This window comes from Bradyrhizobium sp. USDA 4532, assembly GCF_024171315.1.
In the GTDB taxonomy this organism is placed as follows: Bacteria; Pseudomonadota; Alphaproteobacteria; order Rhizobiales; family Xanthobacteraceae; genus Bradyrhizobium; species Bradyrhizobium australafricanum.
The window spans coordinates 2,618,416-2,638,882 of record NZ_JALJZN010000001.1; the positions used below are offsets into that span (position 1 = coordinate 2,618,416).

The 20,467-nt window shown below is 64.5% G+C and carries 16 protein-coding genes; 3 read left to right on the forward strand and 13 right to left on the reverse strand.

Going from position 1 to position 20,467, the window contains the following annotated elements; all coding sequences use genetic code 11:
• Positions 1–12 precede the first annotated feature (12 nt).
• From J2R76_RS12680 to J2R76_RS12690, 3 genes are all read right to left on the reverse strand, one after another.
• A complete protein-coding gene (locus J2R76_RS12680; protein WP_168858932.1) occupies positions 13–1,101 on the reverse strand; it encodes a GTP-binding protein in 1,089 nt (362 codons plus the stop codon).
• A complete protein-coding gene (locus tag J2R76_RS12685; protein WP_253624078.1) occupies positions 1,101–2,768 on the reverse strand; it encodes an amidohydrolase in 1,668 nt (555 codons plus the stop codon). The genes J2R76_RS12680 and J2R76_RS12685 overlap by 1 nt, the downstream gene beginning before the upstream one ends.
• 330 nt (positions 2,769–3,098) lie before the next feature.
• Positions 3,099–4,676, reverse strand: a complete 1,578-nt coding sequence (locus tag J2R76_RS12690; protein WP_253624079.1) for a gamma-glutamyltransferase family protein — start codon at positions 4,674–4,676, stop codon at positions 3,099–3,101.
• Positions 4,677–5,171: 495 nt separating this feature from the next.
• On the opposite strand from J2R76_RS12690, the gene J2R76_RS12695 reads away from it, so the two are divergent.
• A complete protein-coding gene (locus J2R76_RS12695; RefSeq protein ID WP_253624080.1) occupies positions 5,172–6,098 on the forward strand; it encodes a D-alanyl-D-alanine carboxypeptidase family protein in 927 nt (308 codons plus the stop codon).
• Positions 6,099–7,092: 994 nt separating this feature from the next.
• Here J2R76_RS12695 and J2R76_RS12700 read toward each other — a convergent pair.
• Complete coding sequence (locus J2R76_RS12700) at positions 7,093–7,785, reverse strand: LuxR C-terminal-related transcriptional regulator (RefSeq protein WP_253624081.1); 693 nt, start codon at positions 7,783–7,785, stop codon at positions 7,093–7,095.
• Positions 7,786–8,019: 234 nt separating this feature from the next.
• Here J2R76_RS12700 and J2R76_RS12705 point away from each other — a divergent pair, with 234 nt between their 5' ends.
• Both J2R76_RS12705 and J2R76_RS12710 read left to right on the forward strand, forming a co-directional pair.
• Positions 8,020–9,222: a serine hydrolase gene (locus J2R76_RS12705; protein ID WP_253624082.1), complete on the forward strand. Its 1,203-nt coding sequence runs from the start codon at positions 8,020–8,022 to the stop codon at positions 9,220–9,222.
• A gap of 22 nt (positions 9,223–9,244) precedes the next feature.
• Positions 9,245–10,834: an ABC transporter substrate-binding protein gene (locus J2R76_RS12710; RefSeq protein ID WP_253624083.1), complete on the forward strand. Its 1,590-nt coding sequence runs from the start codon at positions 9,245–9,247 to the stop codon at positions 10,832–10,834.
• 6 nt (positions 10,835–10,840) lie between these two features.
• Here J2R76_RS12710 and J2R76_RS12715 read toward each other — a convergent pair whose 3' ends face one another.
• The 9 genes from J2R76_RS12715 to J2R76_RS12755 all read right to left on the reverse strand — a co-directional run bounded on the left by J2R76_RS12715 (position 10,841) and on the right by J2R76_RS12755 (position 20,313).
• Positions 10,841–12,244 (reverse strand): amidase, encoded by a 1,404-nt coding sequence (locus tag J2R76_RS12715; protein WP_253624084.1) that lies wholly within the window; start codon positions 12,242–12,244, stop codon positions 10,841–10,843.
• 86 nt (positions 12,245–12,330) lie between these two features.
• Positions 12,331–13,092 (reverse strand): SDR family NAD(P)-dependent oxidoreductase, encoded by a 762-nt coding sequence (locus J2R76_RS12720; protein ID WP_253624085.1) that lies wholly within the window; start codon positions 13,090–13,092, stop codon positions 12,331–12,333.
• Positions 13,093–13,155: 63 nt separating this feature from the next.
• A complete protein-coding gene (locus J2R76_RS12725) occupies positions 13,156–13,866 on the reverse strand; it encodes an ABC transporter ATP-binding protein (RefSeq protein ID WP_016845725.1) in 711 nt (236 codons plus the stop codon).
• Positions 13,856–14,575 (reverse strand): ATP-binding cassette domain-containing protein, encoded by a 720-nt coding sequence (locus J2R76_RS12730; RefSeq protein ID WP_018270850.1) that lies wholly within the window; start codon positions 14,573–14,575, stop codon positions 13,856–13,858. The genes J2R76_RS12725 and J2R76_RS12730 overlap by 11 nt, the downstream gene beginning before the upstream one ends.
• Positions 14,576–14,578: 3 nt before the next feature.
• A complete protein-coding gene (locus J2R76_RS12735; protein WP_057015931.1) occupies positions 14,579–15,652 on the reverse strand; it encodes a branched-chain amino acid ABC transporter permease in 1,074 nt (357 codons plus the stop codon).
• A 13-nt stretch (positions 15,653–15,665) separates the two neighbouring features.
• Positions 15,666–16,532, reverse strand: a complete 867-nt coding sequence (locus J2R76_RS12740; RefSeq protein WP_016845722.1) for a branched-chain amino acid ABC transporter permease — start codon at positions 16,530–16,532, stop codon at positions 15,666–15,668.
• Between the two features lie 93 nt (positions 16,533–16,625).
• Positions 16,626–17,840, reverse strand: coding sequence for an urea ABC transporter substrate-binding protein (locus tag J2R76_RS12745; RefSeq protein WP_253624086.1), 1,215 nt, complete (start codon positions 17,838–17,840; stop codon positions 16,626–16,628).
• A gap of 59 nt (positions 17,841–17,899) precedes the next feature.
• Positions 17,900–18,895 (reverse strand): acetamidase/formamidase family protein, encoded by a 996-nt coding sequence (locus J2R76_RS12750; RefSeq protein WP_253624087.1) that lies wholly within the window; start codon positions 18,893–18,895, stop codon positions 17,900–17,902.
• Between the two features lie 17 nt (positions 18,896–18,912).
• Positions 18,913–20,313 (reverse strand): amidase, encoded by a 1,401-nt coding sequence (locus tag J2R76_RS12755; protein WP_253624088.1) that lies wholly within the window; start codon positions 20,311–20,313, stop codon positions 18,913–18,915.
• Positions 20,314–20,467 lie beyond the last annotated feature (154 nt).

Genomic DNA, 20,467 nt, shown 5'->3' on the forward strand with positions numbered 1-20,467 from the left:
CCTGACCGCGGCTCACGCAGCCGGTCGCTGGATCGCCGCACGGCTCACCGCGGCGAATTTGCACAAGGTGTTTTCGATGATCTGGCGCGGGATGCCGCGCACGATGAAGACGAGCCGCGAGCGCCGGTCCGCCGACGGCCAGCCCTGCAGCGCGATCGGCGGATGGAACACGTGCTGCACGCCGTGCACCACCATGGGCGCATCGGGCTGCTCGGCGACATGCACGATCGCCTTGAAGCGCAGCAGGTCCTCGCCTCTAAGCGCCGCGACATAATCGAGCCAGCGCGCGAACGCCTCCCGCTGGATCGGCTCGTCGATGATCAGGCTGTAGGACGATACGCCGGTGTCGTGCGCGTGGTGACTGTGGTGGCTGCACGCCTCGCCGTCGCAATGGTGATCCCCGTGATGGTGCGGCGTGTTCGCCGCCTGCGCTGCCAGATCGAACCAGCGCACCACATCAGCGGAGCGCGCCGCCGGATCGAACAGCCCGGCATCGAGGACTTTTGCCGGATCGACGATCCCGTTCCGCACGTGTGAGCGCGTTGCGACCGGATTGATCGCCGCAAGCTGCGCATCGAGCCGCGCCAGTGCATCATCGGCGGCAAGGTCGGTCTTGGTCACGAGCAGCCGGTCGGCGACGGCGATCTGCCTGACGGCTTCGCTGTGCGCCGCAAGAGTGTGCGTACCATTAACCGCATCGACGGTCGCGACCACGCCGTCGATCCGGTAGCGGCCGACGATATCGGACGCCGTCATCAGCGTGTGCAGCACGGGCACGGGATCGGCGAGCCCGGTGGTCTCGACCAGCACCCGGTGGAATGGCGGGATCGTGCCGTCAGCGCGGCGCGATGCGAGGTCGGCCAGCGTCTCGATCAGGTCCTCGCGCACCGAGCAGCAGATGCAGCCATTGTCGAGCAGCGCCAGGCGGTCCTCGCTGCTCTCGACCAAAAGGTGATCCAACGCCACCTCGCCGAACTCGTTGATGATGGCGACGACGCCATTGAGCTCTGGCTGGCGCAGCAAATGGTTCAGCACCGTGGTCTTGCCGCTGCCGAGGAAACCGGTCAGCACCGTGACCGGGATCTGATCCGCCGTGCCCATCACGCGCCCCGCTCGTAAACCTTGCGGCCCTCGAAGAAGGTCAGCTCGACCCGCGTATCGGCCAGTTGATCCGGCGGGATGTCGAAGATCATCTGGTCGAGCACGATGAGGTCGGCGGATTTGCCGACCTCGATCGAGCCGATCGACTGGCCGAGGCCGGCCGCGCGCGCGGCGTCGATGGTGTAGATGTCGATCACGGTTTTGAGGTCGAGCGCCTGCTCCGCCCACAGCGACTTGCCCGGAAAATCTCCGGTCGGATTCTGCCGCGTCACCATGCCCTCGATGCCCTGCCAGGGGTCGGGGATCGGGATCACCGGCCAGTCCGAGCCGCCGGCCATCAGTGCGCCGGCTTCCTTCAAATCCTTGTTCGGCCAGAAGCGCTGCGCGCGCTCCTCGCCCATCGCGGCCTTATGCGCCTCGAGGAAGATGGTCGGATACCAGATGATCGGCGACAGGTCGGCGGCGACGCCGAGCTCGGCGAAGCGCTTGACATCGTCGGGCGCGATATAGCTCGCATGCGCGATCTGATGGATCAGATGGGTCGGGCCGTTGAAGCTGCGCACGACATCGATGGCGTCGAGCGCCTGCGTCACTGCGGCGTCGCCCGCGCAATGGATCTTCGCGGCAAGGCCGAGCTTCTCGCAGCGCCCGAGCCAACGGATCAGGTCCGGCACGGTCAGCATGGTGGAGCCGCGGAAGCAGCAGCCGCGCACCGGGTCGGCCACATACGGCTCGTGGAAGGCCGCGGTCTTGGCGCCCGGCACGCCGTCGAGGAACACCTTGACATAATCGGGCTTCACATGCGCACCGCGGTAATCCTCGCGCAGCGCGAACAGCTCCTCGCCAGCCTTGCCGAACATGAAGCCCGGCTCGACCACCGGCATCGCGCACACCGCCCAGGCGGTCAGCTCGCCGCGGTCGTCGAGCCCCTTCAGCGCCGCCATGATCGGCTGCATGCTGGCAGCGTCGATGAAGGCGGTGACGCCATAGGCGTTCAGCACCGAGATCGAGCGCGCCACCGCCGCGCGGTCCATCTCGGCCGTGTAGTGGCCGGAGGCCGCGAGCGCCCGCTCGACCAGGCCGGAGGCGGCCTCGATCATTATGCCGGTCAGCGTTCCGGTCTTGAGGTCGCGGCCGATTTCGCCGTCGGTCGGATCAGCCGTGTCGGCCGCAACGCCGGCCAGCCGCAGCGCCGCCGAGCTCGCCCAGCGATTATGATAGGTGTCGTCGCGCAATACGACGGGATGCCCGAGGCAGGCAGCGTCCAGCAGCGCGCAGGACTCCGCGGTGTTCATCTCGTTCAGGAGATTATTGCCGAACTGCCCGCCGACGATCCAGGCGCCCGGCGCAGCCGCTGACGCGGCCTTGTGCAGGGTTTCGGCGATCCTTGGAATGCTGTCGGCGTTGGAGAAGCGCAGCTCGTAAAGATCGGCCTGTCCACCCATCATGATGTGATTGTGGATGTCGACGATCCCCGGCATCGCCATGCGGCCGCCGAGATCGACGGTCGCCGTTTCCTCGCCGATGAGCGCCGCGACGTCGCGTTCCTCGCCCACCGCGATGAACCGGCCGGCCTTGACGGCTGCGCAGCTTGCCCAGGGTTGCCCGCGGTTCGACGTGTAGATCCGGCCGTTGCGGAAGACCGTGTCGGCGAATGTCCTGTTCATACGGATCAAACTTCTCGATTGGGAAAGCCTGGAGCGATCAGCCTCTCACCGTGCGGTGCACAAGGCTGAACCGCGCACGACGCCGGCATGATGGCCAAACGTTCGGCATGTCGGCATTTGGAACAATCCACCGTCCGGTGGATGCTCCGCCGCTTCCCCGCAAGCGCAGGGCTATTGCGTATTGCCTGCCTCCGCAGGGGCGCACTGCCAAAACATCGAAGACAACCCCATGCACAGTAGCCGGCGGCGTGCCGGCACTCGACATGGCGACTTGACATGTCGGGCAAATCAGCGTTACTATTCTATTATTCCGAAACCGCGCGACGCGCCTCAGAACCCTAGCGCCAGTCCGTCCTTGCGGTGGTCCGAAGCGCCGAACAGGACGCCGCGGGCGTGGTCGATGCGGATCGCCTGGCAGCCGCCGATCGGCTCCTCCGAGAACCGCGCATCGTGGCCGCGGGCGCGAAGGTCGTCGCGTATCCCGGGAGAAATGGTCGTCTCCAGCGACAGCGCGCCGTCGAAGGCAAAGGAGCGCGGCGCCTCGGCCGCGGCCTGGATGTTCATCTTCATGTCGAAGATGTTCGACAGCAGATTGGCGTGGCCCGCGGCCTGGTAGTGCCCGCCCATCACGCCGAACGACATCACGGTCTTGCCGTCCTTGCGCAGAAGGCCCGGAATGATCGTATGCATCGGCCGCTTGCGCGGCCCGAGCGAATTGGGATGTCCCGGTTTGGCGCGAAAGCTCCAGCCGCGGTTGTGCAGCAGGATGCCCGATTTCGGCGCGTAGATGCCGCTGCCGAACGGATAGAACAGCGAGTTGATCAGCGAGACGGCGTTGAGATCGCGGTCGACCACCGTGACATAGACGGTGTCGCGATGCTCGATATCGTCCCAGGTCGCGGGCGCGGATGCGCGGCGCATGTCGATTTTTCCACGGATTCTCTCGATATAGTCGTCGGCAAGGAATGCGGCCGGATCGACCTTGCTGGTGGCGGGATCGCAAAAGAAGGCGTCGCGCGCGCGGTAGGCCGCCTTGGTGGCTTCAGCCAGCAGATGGATGCGATCGGCCTCTCCGAGCTTGCCGACATCGAAGCCTGCAAGCGTCCGCAGGATCATCAGTGCGGCCAGGCCCTGCCCGTTCGGCGGGCACTCGACCACGTCGTGGTCGTGGTAGCGCGCCGAGATCGGGTGCACATAGTCGGAGGCTTGGGCGGCGAAATCGTCGGTGCTGTGGGCGCCGCCCAGGGCACGCAAGATAGCCACCATCTCGTCGGCAGCCTCGCCCGTGTAGAACGCGTTGCGTCCGTGCTGCGCGATCCGGCGAAGGGTGCGGCCGAGCGCGGGTTGCGTACGGACGTCGCCGACCTCAGGCGCCTTGCCGCCGGGCAGGAACTGCGCCGCCGCATTGCCGTCGATCTCGATCCGGGCCCGGAAGCGGCGCCAGTCCTCCGCGACGCGGGGCGTCACGCAAAAGCCCCGCTCGGCAGCCGCGATCGCCGGTCGGAAGATCTCCTCCAGGGACCTGCTGCCATGATCGGCGACCAGCCGGCACCACGCATCGATTGCGCCGGGCACGGTGACGGCCTCGGGCGCGGTCGGCGGAATGTCGCGCGCGCCGCTCGCGGCAAATTTCTCGGCATCGGTTGCGGCAGGCGTGCGGCCCGAGCCGTTCAGCGCGATCGGCTCGCCGGCGTCAGGCGAATACAGCGCGAAGCAGTCGCCGCCGATCCCGGTCATCTGCGGCTCGACGACGCCCTGCACCGCGACCGCCGCCACCGCGGCATCGACGGCATTGCCGCCGGCCTTCAGCATCTCGACCGCGGCCAGCGTCGCCTGCGGGTGCGAGGTCGCGGCCATGCCACGCTCCGCAACCGCCACCGAACGGCCGACGGCCATGAAATCGCGCATGTCGTTTCCTTCAATGTTGTGAGCGGCCGCCGCTCGCCAACATTGTCGAAAACGACACCGGTCCTCGCGGAGGACTCTCGTTTGGCCACCGGGCAGGCAGCAATCCACCCAACGGTGGATCGGTGAATACGGACGAGGGTTGTCACGCCTCTCGGACGCGGCGAATTGATCCGGCGGCAACCGGGCAAAACCTGTCAAACCTGCGCGTGAGGAATTCTTCGGCCTATCTGAATAGTTGCGTGCTCGGCGGCAATTCTGTGGTGGGTAACTGGTTGCCAAGCCCGGAGCGCGATGGCACGCTGCCACGATCAATTTAGCTCATGTCGATTGCCAATGCCGATGTCATCTCTCAGAGAGCTTCATGGCGCCAGGCGAAGTCGGTTCGGTTGGGGGGCTGGTTGGTTACGCATTGCCTCGTCTCTGGTCTCACTGTCATGCTGCGCCGTCGTTCACGACGTGCGTGCGGCGTCGCCCAATGAGGAGTCGAGCCGACCCGTGACGGCATCCGAACCGTCGGCTCAATCCGATGCCGACGGAGGTGAATTGCCGGACGCGGACCGAGCGTCGCCCGAGGCTCCGTCGACGACGCCAGGCGAGAAGCAACCTGAGCAGGTATCCACGGCCAACGTTGCCGGCTCGTTCAAGGTCGCCCCGGACAATATTGATACAGTTCTGGTCCTGGACGAATGCTTCGTTGCCGAGGCGTGCATCGACCGGTTCCTTGGCGCGCTCTACACGCGAGCGCCGAAGACCGACTGGATCGTCGTGTACGAAAAAAAGGACGTGATCATCAAACGGAAGCGCAAGCTGATCACGGTCACGCGCAGCATCCCGAAGCGGGTCGAAAATGACTTCGGATGGAAGGACCCCAAGGCGGCAGAAAGAGCCCGCATGCCTCTGATGGATTACGTGATCGGAGGGATGGATCGAGCCTTCAAGCAAAAGCTGTTCTATATGCTCCACGCAGCGGAGCAGGCCGGACTGGCACCCGGGATCACAAGCGGATTTCGCGACGACTACCGCCAATCGATTGCAAGCGGGCTGAAGGCCGCAAATGACAAGTCCTATCACGGCGGCAGCTCGCGTGGAGGCTATGGTCACGGGCTCGCCGCAGACGTCGTCAGCATGAATGGCGGGAGCAAGGAGGAGCGTGCAACCGAGACCAAGCGATTATGGAAATGGATCGACGAGCACGAAAAGCAGTTCGGAGTCGGACGTCCATACTTGAATGGAGACCCAGCGCATCTCGCACCGGTCGATGGTCGGGAGTATGCTGCTCATCGTACGGTATCAAGGCACACAAAGCTGGCCGGCAAGCGACATACCCGAATCGCAGCATCTTCCAGACATGGCGTGACGACGCGCGCAAAGTCAAAGGCAGCGTCGAGGGCCGCGACGACGAAACTCAGCTCGCGCCTCTGATTGGCCTACCCCTCCTGCGCTTCGTGCGCTCCGGCGCGCCCCAGCTCAGGGGGTGAGCTGGGGCTGACGGCGGCTTCGGAGGCCGTAGCGGCCAGCCTCCGTCCATGACGTTACGCCTCTCCCCGGACTCTCATCTACCAGGAACCGCGATTGCTGCGCCGCGCTACTACTTCTGCGCTGTGGAGCTTGCTTGCCGCTGAATCTGTTACTCGGGGCTAGTCCAGAATGGCAATTGCCGCGTGCGCTTGTCGATCTATCATGTCCCCAGTCGTGCGGATTGGCCGACATTTTGCCCACACCCGACCATGCACCTCGCGCGATCAGGGATCGCCGCTTCGGCCCACGGAGCGACGGTCCCGCCCAATTCCGGAAACGACAGATCAGTTCGACGGGCAACTCAGCAAATCCTGTCAATCCTTCACGCGAAGAATATTTCGCTTTGTCAGAAGCGCCACTCGATCACCCGCATGCGCATGCGCGGGTGATGACACCGAAGAAGGGTGCGCAGTAGCGGTGCGTTGTCTCGCGCGAGAAGCATCCTCATCGTCGTCCTGGCGCAGGCCGGGACCCATAACCACTGAAGATGATTGTTGTGCGACGCTGGGGCCACGGCTTTCCTCACCAACCCAGTCCTGTGGTTATGGGTCCCGGCCTTCGCCGGGACGACACGTGGAGGGAGCTGTGTGCTGGCATATTCTTCGGTGTCATCGCCCGGCTCGACCTGGCGATTCAGTGTGCCGCGGCCTCTCGATTCAAGCACAGGCATCTCTGGAATACTGGATCCCCGCATGCGCGCATTCGCGGGTGATGACACCGCGCCGCTTGACATCTTGAATTGCGATTCATCCTCATCGACGTCCCTGCGAAAGCAGGGACCCATAACCACCGATGTTTATCGTTTCACGACGCTGGAGTAACGAATCCCGTTCACAATCCGCCGCAGCGTATGAGTCCCTGCTTTCGCAGAGACGACGTGCTGGAAGAGCCGCGGGCTCTAATCGACAGCCCGCGCCTCATGCGGCCGCGACATCATCGCCACGACGGCGGAGCGGGTCTCGACGCCGAGCTTTTCGAAGATATGGATCAGATGCGTCTTCACCGTCGCGAGGCCGATGTTCAGGCACTCGCCGATCTCGCGGTTGGTTCGGCCGCAGCACAACAGCTCGACGACTTCCATCTCGCGCGAGGTCAGGCCAAAGCGCGCCGGCTCGTCGGCATTCGACGACAGGCGACTGGTCAGGTTGAACTCGAGATAGTCGTGGATCTTCTCCGCAATGTGCATGCTGCCGTCGGGGATCGCGCAGCCCGGCGCCCACAGCACGCTCATTCCGGCGACGATGCGGTCGTTGCGGCGGAAGAAGAACTCGATCATGTCGGCGACGCCGCATTGGCCGGCGAAGGCGCGGTAGGTCGCCGCCTCCTGGGTCGCGCATTGGTCGAGCGCCGTGCTCAGCCGCGCAATCGGCCGGTTGCTCGCCGAGCGCGGATGCAACGGATCGAGCCGGTTCATGCCGGCAAGATACTGGTCGTGGAAACTCGGCGGCACGTTGCTAGAGAGCACGAAGCGGTTGAGGGTCAAATTGCCGTCGACCTCGTAGAACGCGGTCGCCGACCCCTCGAGAATGCCGCGCGCGAACTGAATGGCCTGCGTGGTTGCCGGATCCGGTCGGCCCAGAAGCGCGATCATGACCTACCTCCCGATGTTTCCCGATGGCGAACGTCTGCGCGTCGCGTAACCGTCACGCTGAGGCACGCGCGAGCCATAGTCAAGCAAATTGCGGGCCAAACGCACGAAGCGCACATCCGGGGAAACGGTTACGCCGAAGTAACCCAACGGCCCCCTCCACCATCCGGTTGATTGCGAGCGACGCGAGCCATGCGGAACTTTCGCGCATCATCCGATGTCATTGCTGGATCAAGAATGAATTCGCGTCGCATCATGGCCGCCTTCCCGTCGGCGGCCGACGAACAGGTCACGCTCGCCAACTGGCGCCAACATCCCTTCAACGAGTGGGCATTCCGCAATGTCCGCGAATTGCTGCCCACCGCGAACATCGCGCGCGCCGCAGCGCCGGCGCCACTGTCCTTTGCGCCGCGCTATCTCGACGACTTCAGCTTCGCCAACCCGCGCGGCGAGACGGTCGGCGTCGGCGAGGCGCTGCGCGCCAGCCACACCGACGGCATCGTGGTGTCGCATCGCGGACAGGTCGCGTTCGAATGGTATGCCCATGGCCTGACGCCCGATACCCCGCACCTGATCTTCTCCGTCAGCAAGTCGGTCGCCGGAACGCTCGGCGGCATCCTCGCCGATCACGGCAAGCTCGATCCCGACGCGCCGGTCACGCGCTACATCCCGGAGATGGAGGGCTCGGTCTATGGCGGCGACTGCAGGGTGCGGCATCTGCTCGACATGAGCGTCGGCATCCGCTTCGACGAGGATTACATGGCGCGCGACGGCGACGTCATGAACTACCGGCGCTCGACCGGCTGGGAGCTGCCCGATCCGGCGATTCCGCCGAGCAATCTGCGCGACTATCTGCGCACGCTGCGACCGAACGGCGCACCGCATGGAGAGACCTTCCACTACGTATCGACCAACACCGATGTGCTCGGCTGGGTTTATGAGCGCGCCTGCGGCATGTCCTACGCAAAGATCCTCTCCCACTATCTGTGGCAGCCGATGGGCGCCGAGCACGACGCTTACATCACGGTCGATTCACGCGGTGCCGGCCGCGTCGCCGGCGGCATCTGCGCGACACTGCGGGATCTCACCCGGTTCGGCGAGATGATGCGCAATCACGGCATCAGCAACGGACGACAGGTCGTCCCCGGCTGGTGGATCGACGACATCAGGCAGAACGGCAATGCCGAGGCCTGGTCGCGCGGCGACCTGACGAAAGTGTTTCCAAACGGCAACTACCGCAACAAGTGGTACACGCTCGATCGACGCGAAACGCCGTTTGCCGCGGTCGGCATCCATGGCCAGTGGATCTACATCGATCCGGCCAATGAGACCGTGATCGCACGCGTCTCCTCGCAGCCGCTGCCGATGGATCTCGATCTCGATCACATGTGGATGCGCGGCTATCGCGCGATCGCGGCCAGGCTTGCCGGCAAGAGCTGACCGATTGCGACAGGGGGACACCATGGGACCACCGATCAACCGCCGCCGTCTGTTGCAGATCAGTGCGGGAGCAAGCCTCGGCATTGCGATGCCGCGCATCGTGCGGGCCAGTTCGAAGACGATCACGGCCGTCATGCACGCGCCGCTGCGCGTCACCGATCCGATCATGACGACGGCGTGGACCGCGCGCAACCACGGCTACATGATCTACGACACGCTGTTCTCGACCAATTCGAAATTCGAGATCAAGCCGCAGATGGTCGAGGCCTGGGAGGTCTCCGCCGACGGCCTGACCTACACCTTCCGCCTGCGGCCCGGCCTCAAATTCCATGACCGCAGCGCGGTGACGTCGGCCGACGTCATCCCCTCGCTGCAGCGCTGGGCCAAGCGCGACACGATGGGCCAGAAACTGTTCGAATTCATTGCCGAACTGAAGGCGGTCGACGAGCGCAGCTTCCGCATGGTGCTGAAGGAGCCCTGCGGCTTCGTGCTGGCGGCGCTCGGCAAGCCGACCGCCAACGTGCCCTTCATCGTGCCGGCGCGGATCGCCGCGACGCCCGCCGACCAGGCCATATCAGATCATCTCGGCTCCGGACCATTCCGCTTCGTGACGGCGGAATTCCAGCCCGGCGTCAAGGCCGCCTATGAGAAAAACCCGGACTACGTTTCCCGCGACGAGCCGTCCGACGGCACCGGCGGCGGCAAGGTCGTCAAGATCGGCCGCTATGAATGGATCAGCGTGCCGGACTTCCAGATCGCGACCAACGCGCTTGTCAACAACGAGATCGACTATTTCGAGGTGCCGCCGCACGACCATCATCCGATGCTTGCGCGCGCCTCCAATGTCGAGCTGACCGATTACAACACGCTCGGCTTCTCTGGCATGTGCCGGATGAACTGGCTGGTGCCGCCGTTCGACCGGCCGGAGATCCGCCAGGCCGTGCTGCACGCGGTGAACCAGAACGACTGGCTCGACACCCAGATCGGCAATCCCGATTACTACAAGATCACGCCGGCAATCTTCGTCGCCGGCACGCCGTTCGAAAGCGCGGTCGGATGGTCGACCAAGGCGGACACCGCGAAAGCCAGGGAGTTGCTCAAGCAGGGCGGCTACAAGGGCGAGCAGATCACGATCCTGCACGCGACCGACGCCCCGATCATCACCGCGCTCGGCACGGTCACCGCCGAGGCGCTGCGTTCGATCGGCATGAACGTCAACCTGCTCGCGATGGATTGGGGTTCGGTGGTGGCGCGGCGCGCCAAGCAGTCGATGCCGGCCGAGGGCGGCTGGTCGCTCTACCATTCGACCTGGGCCAGCGCCGACCTTGTCAATCCGATCGGCAACGCCTGCGTCAACGGCAAGGGCAAGAACGGCGGCTTCTTCGGCTGGGTCGAGAACGCCGAGCTCGAGCGGCTGCGCGACAGCTTTGCCCGCACCGCGGCGCCGCCGGACCAGAAGGCGCTGGCCGACAAGATCCAGGCACGCGCCTACGAGGTGGTCACCCACGTCCCGACCGGGCAGTACAATCAACCGGCCGCGACGCGCAAGGCGCTGAAGGACATCGTCCGGGCGCCGGTGCCGCTGTTCTGGAATGTCGACAAGACAGGCTAGCGGTGCCTATTCGATCGGCGGCCGCCGCGCATGCCAGTCCGTCACCGACTGTAACGCGGCGCCAGCGCGGACCAGCACGTCTTCGGACAGATGCGGGCCGACCAATTGCATGCTGAGCGGCATCTGGTCCGAGGCCATGCCCATCGGCAAGGTAATAGTCGGGCTGCCCGAGAAATCGAACACCGCCGTGAAGCGCAGAATGCTCAGGAGGATATTGGGGTCGGCACCGTATTCGCTCATCTTGGTGAGCGTCGGGATCGGTACCGGCATCGTCGGGATCAGCAGCAGGTCGATATCTTCGAACATGGCGGCGAGGCTGCCGCTGAACTTCAACCGTTCATGATGGATCGCGGCAATATCGACGCCGCTCGTCGCCCGGCCCTGCTCGATCAGCTGCGCGAGATCGGGTCCGTATTCCGACTTGCGCGACGGGTAGGTGTCCAGATGCGCCTCAGCCGTCTCGACCGAGCACATCGCAATCCATTGGCTGACGAGCTTCTGGTAAGGCGGGAAATGCACCTCGCGGATGTCGGCGCCGAGATCGGCGAGCGTGCGCTCGGCTTGCACCAGCGCAGCGACGACCTGCCGGTCGATGCCCTCCTGGGTGTACCTGCGGTCAACACCGATCCTGAGGCCCCTGATGCTGTCGCCCGCTCCAGCCAGATAGTTCGGCACTGGAGCCCGCAAGGCGGTCGGGTCGTTGATATCAGCGCCCGCGATGACGCCGAGCATCGCCGCGGCATCCGCAGCGCTCCGGCACATCGGCCCGACGTGATCGAGCGAGTCGGCCAGCGGGAAGACGCCGTAGCGGCTGACCCGCCCCCAGGTCGGCTTGATCCCGGTCAACCCGCAGGTCGCCGACGGAAAGCGGATCGAGCCGCCGGTGTCGCTGCCGATCGAGCCGTAGCAGAGCCCCGCCGCGGTCGCGGCGCCCGATCCGGTCGATGAGGAGCCGACCCAGTAGTTCACATTCCACGGGTTGAGCGGGGCCTGGATTGCAGGATGGTGGCTGGTATAGGCCCCCTCCGTCATCTTCAGCTTGCCGAGCGTCACCGCGCCGGCGACTTCGAGCCGGTCCACGATCGTGGCATTGAAGGACGGTACGAATTTGGCGTGAATCGTGGTGCCGCCCGCGGTCGGTGCAAACGAGGTGTAGCAGAGGTCCTTCAGCCCGATCGGAACGCCATGCAGCGGGCCACGCCAGAAACCCTTGGCGATCTCCGCGTCGTACTGCTTGGCCTGGGCCATCGCTCGCTCCGCTAGGACCAGCGCATAACCGTGAAACTGTCCATCCAGCTTCGCAATCCGGCCCAGCATTGCCTCGGTGATCTCCGACGGCTTCGCCTCCTTGCGGCGAATGAGCTCGGAGACTTCGATGATGGATTTGTAGTGCAATGAATCCGCTGACATCTGACGCCCTGCTGTTATCGGAATATGCCTGTCCGGACCGCCGCCGCGGGCGGCGATCACGCGGCTTTGCTGACGGCGCGCCCCGCCTAGAACTGGACGCCGCGCGTCAACGCGCCGTCCACCACGAGGTTGGTCCCGGTGATGAAGCTCGCCGCTTTGCTCGCCAGGAACACAGCGGCGTTCGCCATCTCCTGCGGCGTGCCCATGCGGCCGGTCGGGTTGAGCGCCAGTGCGGTCTTGTACAGTTCGGGATTGCCGTCCTTGATCATGTTCCAGACGCCACCCTCGAAGTAGGTGTTGCCCGGTGATACCGAATTGGCCCGGATGCCCTTGGCCGCGAGCTGGTAGGCAAGGCCCTGCGTGTAGTGGATGATCGCCGCCTTGAACGTACCGTAGGGACCGCTGGCAAAATCGACCTCGCGTCCCGACACGCTCGAGATGGTGACGATCGCGGCGGCGCCGCTCTTCTCCAGATACGGCATCGCCGCGTTGACGAGGCGCACCGTCCCCATCATGTCGGTGGAGAATTCCTTCTCCCAGCTCTCCTCGTCCTGCCCGATCGACAACGCGCTGACATTGGCGACCACGACATCGATGCCGCCGAGCTTGGACGCCATGTCGGCGACCCAGGCCTTCAGGGCCGGCCCGTTTGAGACGTCGACGGCACTACCGAACGCCGAAACGCCCTTGGCCTTGAGCGCTGTGACCGCAGCGTCGACGTCGCCCTGGTTGCGCGCACAGATGCCGACATTGGCGCCCTCGGCGGCGAACGTGTCGGCGATCGCCCTGCCGATGCCCTTGGTGCTGCCGGTAACGAGAGCCTTTGCTCCCTTGAGTCCGAGATCCATGTCCATTCCCTCCATTATTATCAATTATGCAACGCACTGATCTTCACCGCATCGCGCGGTCGATCACAGCAACAGCTGCGCGCGAACGTTGTCCGCGTTGACCTCCTCACCGGCCAGCGATCGCGTGATCTTGCCCTTCTCCATGATGTAGCAGCGCTGCGCGATCTCCAGGATGGTGTCGAGGTTCTGCTCCACGAACACGATCGTGGTCCCGAGCTCCGCTCGGAACGATTTCAGCGCCTCGCAAATATGCTGCACGATCGACGGCTGGATGCCCTCCGACGGCTCGTCGAGGATCATCAGCGCCGGATTGCCGATCAGCGCGCGGCCGATCGCAAGCTGCTGCTGCTCGCCGCCCGACATGGTGCCCGCGATCTGGCGCCGGCGCTCCCTCAGGCGTGGAAAATACTCGTAGACGAGCTCGGGCAGCTTCTTGCCTTCGGGCCCGCCGATCAACTCGCCGACCTGCAAATTCTCCTCGACGCTCATTTGTGGAAACACGTCGCGGCCCTGCGGGATGTAGCCGAAGCCGGCGCGCGCCCGCGCATCGGCCTCGAGCTGCGTGACATCCTGATCCATGAAGCTGATGGTGCCGCGCCAGGTCTGCAGCAGGCCGATCAGGCACCGCATCAGGGTCGACTTGCCGACGCCGTTGCGGCCGATCACGCCGACGATCTCGCCGCGCGAAACCGACATGCTGACGCCTTGCAGGATCGGCGTCGCGCCGTAGCCCGCCCAAAGCCCCGACACCTCCAGAATGCGATCAGTGGGCATGAGTCTTACCCAGATAGATTTCCGCGACCTTCTCGTCTTCCAAAATCGCCTCCAAGCTGCCGCGCGCGAAGATCTTGCCAAGATGCAGAACGGTAACGCGCTGGGCGACCTGACGCACGAACGCCATGTCGTGCTCGACGACCAGGACGGTCATGCCCTCGGCATTGAACGACTTGATCAGCTCGCCGGTCTTGAAAGTCTCTTCCGGCGACATGCCGGCGGTCGGCTCGTCCAGCAGCAGCAGCTGCGGCTGCAGCGCCAGCGCCATCCCGATCTCCAGCCATTGCTGCTGGCCGTGCGACAGCGCACCGGCGAGCTTGCCGCTATCGTCAGCCAGATTGAGCAACGCGAGCAGCCGCTCCTCTTCAGCACGGCATTCCGCGCCCGAAATGCGTTCCTGCAGCGCGATCTGGATGTTCTGCCGCACCGGCAGCTCCTTGAACACGCTCGGCGCCTGCATCTTGATGCTCATGCCGCGCTGCACCCGCGCGTAGGGCCGCTCGGCGGTGATATCGATCGAGTCGAAGAAGATGCTGCCCGTGGTCGGCGGATAGAGCCCGACGATCAATTTGAACAGCGTGCTCTTCCCGGCCCCGTTGGGCCCGATCAGGCAGTGCACCTCGCCGGCATTGACCGTCAGGTCGACGTCGGAGACGGCGGTCAATCCACCGAAACGCTTGGAGACACCTTTCACATCGACCAGCGCCATGATTCAGGTCTCATCGGATTGCAGGCGGGCGGTGTCGGCCAGCGCGGGGGCTTCGTCGCGGCGCCGACGCCTGGTCCACCAATCGACGACGAGCTTGCCAATGCCGAGCACGAAGCCCTGCGGCGCCAGCATCACGGTGGCGAGCAGCAGAACGCCCATCAGCACCAGCGCCGCTTGCTGGCTGTAGACCGTGATGGTCTGAAAGCCGAACAGCAGCAGGAACGATCCGACCAGGGTCGCGGTCAGATCGTTGCGTCCGGAGAACGCCACCCACACGATCGGCATCGCCGCCGCCGGCAGGCCGATGCTGGATGGCGTGATGAACTGCCCCCACGACGTGTACAGTGCGCCGCTCAACCCTGCGAGGCCGCTGCCGATCACGAAGGTCAGAAGCTGATACTTGCGGACGTCATAGCCGAGCATCTCGGCGCGCTGCGGATTTTCCCGCGTCGCCACGATCACGTTGCCTACGCTCGAGTTCACCAGCATGCGCAGCGCGATGTAGACGATCACGATCAGCGCGATCATGACGTAATAGAGCGCCGAGCCCTCGATGTCGAAGTCGCCGACCGTGAGCGGGTCCATTCCCTTCATGCCGTTGAAGCCGTTCAGCCGAGCCGGACCGATATGCCATTCGGGCCCCGCGGTCTGCCCGAGGAAGAAGGCAAGCACTAGCGTCGCCGACAACGTCACGATGCCGAAGAAAATCCCGCTGATGCCGCCCCAGATCATGAAGTAACCGAGGATCCCGGCCGCGATCATCGCGATGACCACGGAGAGAACCAGCGCGGCGATCGTGGTCGTTCCCCCGCCCATATTGATGGCGAGCACGCCATAGCCGTAGCCGGCGATGCCGAAGAAGAAGGTCTGGCCGAACGACAGCATGCCGCCGTATCCCCACATCAGGCAGAGGCCGAGCGCCATGAAGATCCAGATCAGGAAGTAGGCGAAATTGCCGACATCATAGGAATCGGCGAACAGCGGATAGATCAGCGCCCCGGCCAGCACGGCGAGGAAGCAGGACCAGAAGATCTTCCCGCGTCCGAGCGTCTGCGGGCCCTCGAGCAGCTTCAACATCAGAAATTCCCGTCTAGCGCCCACGACGAACCAGCACGCTGGATAGTCCCTCGGGCAGCACACGTATGATCAGGATGACAGCAAACAGCATGCCGATCTGGCCGATGATCTGCCCGTAGCTGGCATTCAATGCCATTCGGATCATCGCCAGGAACACCGCGGCCGGCGCGGTTCCGAGCAGGACATTGGCGCCGCCGATCACCACGGTGACGAAGCTCTCGACCACAAAGGTCGCGCCCATGGTCGGGATCAGCGTCATGGTCGGCGCGTAGAGCGCGCCGCAGAGCCCCGCGAGCGCGGTGCCGATGCCGAAGCTGATGGAATAGATCCGCCCGGTGCGCGCGCCGAGCGCCTTGGCCATCGCCGCGTTCTGCATCGTGGCGCGCGCGATCACGCCAAAGCGCGTCTTCATGAAGATGATGTAGAGGCCCGCAAGGACCGCTACCGCACAGGCAAACAGCACCAGCCGGTAGGTCGAAAACGTGTAGCCCCCGATCGCGAAGCTTCCTTCCGGCGTGCCAATACCGCGCACCGCGGAGCCGACGATCAGCAGCATCGACTGCGTCACGATCAGACTGAGGCCCCAGGTCGCGAGCAGCGAGTCGAGCGGTCGCTTGTAGAAGCGCCGCACGACGAGGTACTCGACGATCATGCCGATGATCCCCGCCGTCAGCGCGGCCAGGATCTGCGCGATCGGAAGCGGCACGCCGAGATTCACGAGCCCCACGGTGACGTAGGCGCCGCACATGATGAACTCGCCATGCGCCATGTTGATGACGCCCATCATGCCGAACACGATGGCCAGGCCCGCCGCCGACAGGATGAGGAACGCGAAGACATCGGCGAACTGATAGAATACCGAGAAAAGTTCAGCCGACATTCCGGTCTCCCTGATCGCGGCGCCGCATCATTGCGGCGCCGGCTCGCCTCAAAGCCGCGGTGCAAACACGAGCAAGATTCGTGCCTGCGCGCATCACGACTTGCTGGGAAGATGACTCGGCGTGTACTGATCCTTGTCGTTCTTCTTGGTGAGGTCGCAGCCGATCTCGCCAAGCCAGTAAGGCTGGATGGTGCCGTAGTCCTTCTCCACCGTCACCTCATGCTTGGGCCCGACCGAGATCAGGCGCATGCGGTGCGACGTATGCTGGCTCTTCGGGTCGATGCAGACCTTGCCCTCGGGAGCCTCGATGCAGGCATCCCCCGTTGCGATCACCTTGCGCATGTCCTCGAGCTTGGTCGACTTGGCCTTCTCGACCAGCGCCTTGTACATGTAGAGCGCGTTATAGGCGTTGTAGCCCATGTCGTTGATGTAAAGCTCGTCGGGGAATTTTGCGTGCCAGCGCTTCTTGAAGTCGTTGGCTTCGGGGGTATCGATCTCCTCGAACCAGTTCGCGGTCGCATGCATGTTGTTGAGCGCCGGCGGCTTGAACCGCTTGTGCTCGAAGCCGAGCATGATCTTGATCGAAGAGCCCATCGGCAGGTTGAGGTTGGCCGCGGCCGCCTGCTCGAAGAACGAGTCCTGCGCCGCGCCGACATTGATCGTCAGCAGCCAGTCCGGCTTGGCCTTCTGGATGTTCTGGATCGTCTGCGCGAACTGCGACACGCCGAGCGGGATGAATTCCTCGCCCACGACCTCGCCGCCGAGGTCCTTCATGATCTTGCGGTTCCACTCCGCGGAGATCTGGCCGAAATTGTAGTCGGCTGCGATGACGTAGACCTTCTTGCCGAACTTCTGGACCATCCAGGGGATCAGGGTTGAGAACTGCTGCTCCGGCACCGCACCCATGCTGATCATGCTGGCGTCGCAGACACCGCCTTCATACTGGTTCGTATAGAAGTACGGCGTGGTGGTGCGATCGACGATCGGGCGCAATGCCTCGCGCGATGCCGAGGTGATGCCACCGATCAGCACGTCGACCTTGTCGCGATTGAGCAGCCGTCGGCCGAACTCCTGATAGCGGGCATTGTCACCCTGGGGATCGAGATGAATCAGTTCGATCTGCCGGCCGAGAATGCCGCCGCTCTTGTTGATCTCCTCGACCGCCAGCTGCGAGCCGTGCAGCTTCGGCATGCCCATGAAGGCGAGATCGCCGGAGACGTCCTCCAGCAAGCCGACCTTCAGCGGCGGCTCCGCCGCCTGGGCGGCACCTATTGCCGCGGTCCCGAGCATTGTACCAAGCAAAGCCATTCCGACTATACGCCCCGAATACATCGCGATGTCCTCTGTCGTTGAAGGATGTTTTGAAGTCACGCCTTGAGGTAATTCTTCAGGATCGACGCCCCCATCGTGTATTTAGGATCGACCATGTTGCCGAGCCGCATGCGGCCGGCCTGGCTGAGCAGCATGTAGGCGTCGATCTCGTCGAAGCCGTAATCGGCGCTCATCCAGCGCACGAGCTCGCGATAGGCGATGCGCGCCGCGTCCTCGAGCGGGCGCGCGCTGCCGATCGTCATGATGAAGTCGCGCGTCTCGAGCCGCGGCCAGGCGAAGCTCCAGTTCTTGATCAGATCGATCTGCAGCGTCACCGTCGCGCGCTGCTCCAGCGCGACGCCCGAGAGCTCGCCATCGCCCTGTGTGGCGTGGCAGTCGCCGACATAGAGTAGCCCGCCTTCGGCATGCACCGGCAGATAGATGATCGCGCCCGGTGCAACGTCGGGCAGGTCCATGTTGCCGCCGTGATAATCGGGCTGCAGCGAGGAGATCGCCTCGATCTCTGGCGAGACGCCGATCGTGCCGATGAACGGTTCATAGGGCAGCGTGATCTTGTCGTTCCAACGCACGCCGTTGCGGTCGACATGCAGCTTCCTGACGCGTTCCGGCAGCGGCGGGTTGAGCAGCGCCGTGGATGCGGTCCCGACCAGGCCGCCGAACTCCGGAATGATGCAGGTCGTTCCGGCCGGCTGCGCGCCGCGGGTCTCGACGTCGCGGATATGGACGGCGAGGCAATCACCCTTCTTGGCGCCCTTGACCGCGATCGGCCCGCATTGCGGGTTCAGATAGGGGAAGTTCAGCTTCGCCGTAGGACTGTCGCTTTCGCTGGTGAGCACGCCGCCGAAGGCGTCTTCGGTTTCGACAACGACGACCCCACCCGGGTCGATCGACAGGGTCGGCTTGGCATAGGGCCCATAGACGTAATGGAAGCCACCCTGCTGCTCGATCGTCAGGCTATGGGTCGTACCGATCGCGCCCTTGGCAAGGGCGCGCTTGGCCATGATGGAACTCTTCAACCAATCTTCGGTCATGCGGTCGGCTCCTCAATTCAGATCGCGGGATGGCGCTTGTGCCAGTCGGTGACGCGCTGGAAGGCATCGCCCGCGCGAACGAGGCTTGCTTCGTCGAAGTGGCGGCCGACGAACTGGAAGGCGATCGGCCCGCCGTTCGGCGCGAAGCCGCCGGGAAGCGTCACGGTCGGGCTGCCGGTCATGTCGAACGGACAGGTGAAGCGCAGCAGCCCGGTAATCAGCGACGGATCCTCACCCAGCGCCGCCATCTTGGCCAATGTCGGCGCAGCGAACGCCTGGGCCGGAACGGCGATCAGATCGACCGTCTCGAACAACAGCCGCACCGCGCCGCGGAACGCTTCGCGCCGCAGCACGATCTTCTGGTAATTCATGCCGGATTGCGCCCGGCCGAGATCGAGCAGGCCGGCGAGCGCCGGACCATATTCGTCCTTGCGTGCGGGATAGGTCTCTTCGTGCGCGACCGCCACTTCGATGCCGCACAAGGGGAACCAGTCCTCGATGACGGCCTTGGGATCAGGAAACGTGATGTCCTTGATCTTCGCGCCCAGATCGGCAGCAACGCGCAGCCCTTCGCTGAGCACCTTGCCGGCAGCCTCGTCGGTGCCTTCGATGGTCCAGCGCCGATCAACCCCGATCGTCACGCCGCGCAAATCGCCGGACAGGCCGGCGAGATAGTTCGGCACAGGCAGCGGCACGGAGGTGGTGTCCTTGGGATCCTGGCCGGCAATCACGGCGAGGATCGCGCCGCAATCGGCCGCGCTGCGCGCCATCGGCCCGATGTGATCGAGCGTTGCCGCGAGTTCGAACGCGCCATAACGGCTCACGCGTCCCCAGGTCGGCTTCAGCCCGGTGATGCCGTTGGCGGCCGATGGAAAACGGATCGAGCCGCCCGTATCGGTGCCAAGCGAGCCGAAGCAAAGCCCCGCGGCGGTGGCGACGCCGGAACCGCTCGACGATGCGCCCGACCACAAATCCGCATTCCACGGATTCTTCGGCGGATCGATCTTCGGGTGATGGTCGGCATAGGCGCCCTCGGTCTGCTGCAGCTTGCCGAGGATGACAGCGCCGGCATCCTTCAATCTCGCGACGACCGTGGCATCCTCGCTCGGCCGGAAGTCCCGGTGAATGGTCATGCCATGCGCGGCCGGAGCGCCCTTGGCCCAGCACAAATCCTTGACGGCGATCGGCACGCCGTGGAGCGGTCCCTTGATCTTGCCGGACGCGATGTCCTTCTCGGCTGCCGCCGCTTCGGCCAGCGCCGCCTCGCCCATCACATAGGCGTAGCTCTTGAGCTTGCCGTCGAGCTGCTCGATCCGCCCGAGCATCGCCTTGGTCACCTCGACCGGCGAGAGCTTTTTGGCCTGGATTTGCTGCCCGATCTCAATGAGCCCGAGATAGTGAAGATCCGTCGTCGGCATCGTTTCTCATCCCCGCACTTGACATGACGCAAGCGCAGGCACTGCCCATCACCGCGCATGCGCCTCCGGCTTGGCGGCACGGACGTGTCGCCAATTTGTTTAGCGGCAAAAGCAAAAAACCACCCGCCCCTCCGAAACGAAGGTGACGAATGGC

What these genes read in the sequence shown, in the direction of transcription:
- J2R76_RS12680 (WP_168858932.1), bottom strand. Translation starts at nt 1,101, where the DNA reads ATGGGCACGGCGGATCAGATCCCGGTCACGGTGCTGACCGGTTTCCTC.
- J2R76_RS12685 (WP_253624078.1), bottom strand. Translation starts at nt 2,768, where the DNA reads ATGAACAGGACATTCGCCGACACGGTCTTCCGCAACGGCCGGATCTAC.
- J2R76_RS12690 (WP_253624079.1), bottom strand. Translation starts at nt 4,676, where the DNA reads ATGCGCGATTTCATGGCCGTCGGCCGTTCGGTGGCGGTTGCGGAGCGT.
- J2R76_RS12700 (WP_253624081.1), bottom strand. Translation starts at nt 7,785, where the DNA reads ATGATCGCGCTTCTGGGCCGACCGGATCCGGCAACCACGCAGGCCATT.
- J2R76_RS12705 (WP_253624082.1), top strand. Translation starts at nt 8,020, where the DNA reads ATGAATTCGCGTCGCATCATGGCCGCCTTCCCGTCGGCGGCCGACGAA.
- J2R76_RS12710 (WP_253624083.1), top strand. Translation starts at nt 9,245, where the DNA reads ATGGGACCACCGATCAACCGCCGCCGTCTGTTGCAGATCAGTGCGGGA.
- J2R76_RS12715 (WP_253624084.1), bottom strand. Translation starts at nt 12,244, where the DNA reads ATGTCAGCGGATTCATTGCACTACAAATCCATCATCGAAGTCTCCGAG.
- J2R76_RS12720 (WP_253624085.1), bottom strand. Translation starts at nt 13,092, where the DNA reads ATGGATCTCGGACTCAAGGGAGCAAAGGCTCTCGTTACCGGCAGCACC.
- J2R76_RS12725 (WP_016845725.1), bottom strand. Translation starts at nt 13,866, where the DNA reads ATGCCCACTGATCGCATTCTGGAGGTGTCGGGGCTTTGGGCGGGCTAC.
- J2R76_RS12730 (WP_018270850.1), bottom strand. Translation starts at nt 14,575, where the DNA reads ATGGCGCTGGTCGATGTGAAAGGTGTCTCCAAGCGTTTCGGTGGATTG.
- J2R76_RS12735 (WP_057015931.1), bottom strand. Translation starts at nt 15,652, where the DNA reads ATGTTGAAGCTGCTCGAGGGCCCGCAGACGCTCGGACGCGGGAAGATC.
- J2R76_RS12740 (WP_016845722.1), bottom strand. Translation starts at nt 16,532, where the DNA reads ATGTCGGCTGAACTTTTCTCGGTATTCTATCAGTTCGCCGATGTCTTC.
- J2R76_RS12745 (WP_253624086.1), bottom strand. Translation starts at nt 17,840, where the DNA reads ATGGCTTTGCTTGGTACAATGCTCGGGACCGCGGCAATAGGTGCCGCC.
- J2R76_RS12750 (WP_253624087.1), bottom strand. Translation starts at nt 18,895, where the DNA reads ATGACCGAAGATTGGTTGAAGAGTTCCATCATGGCCAAGCGCGCCCTT.
- J2R76_RS12755 (WP_253624088.1), bottom strand. Translation starts at nt 20,313, where the DNA reads ATGCCGACGACGGATCTTCACTATCTCGGGCTCATTGAGATCGGGCAG.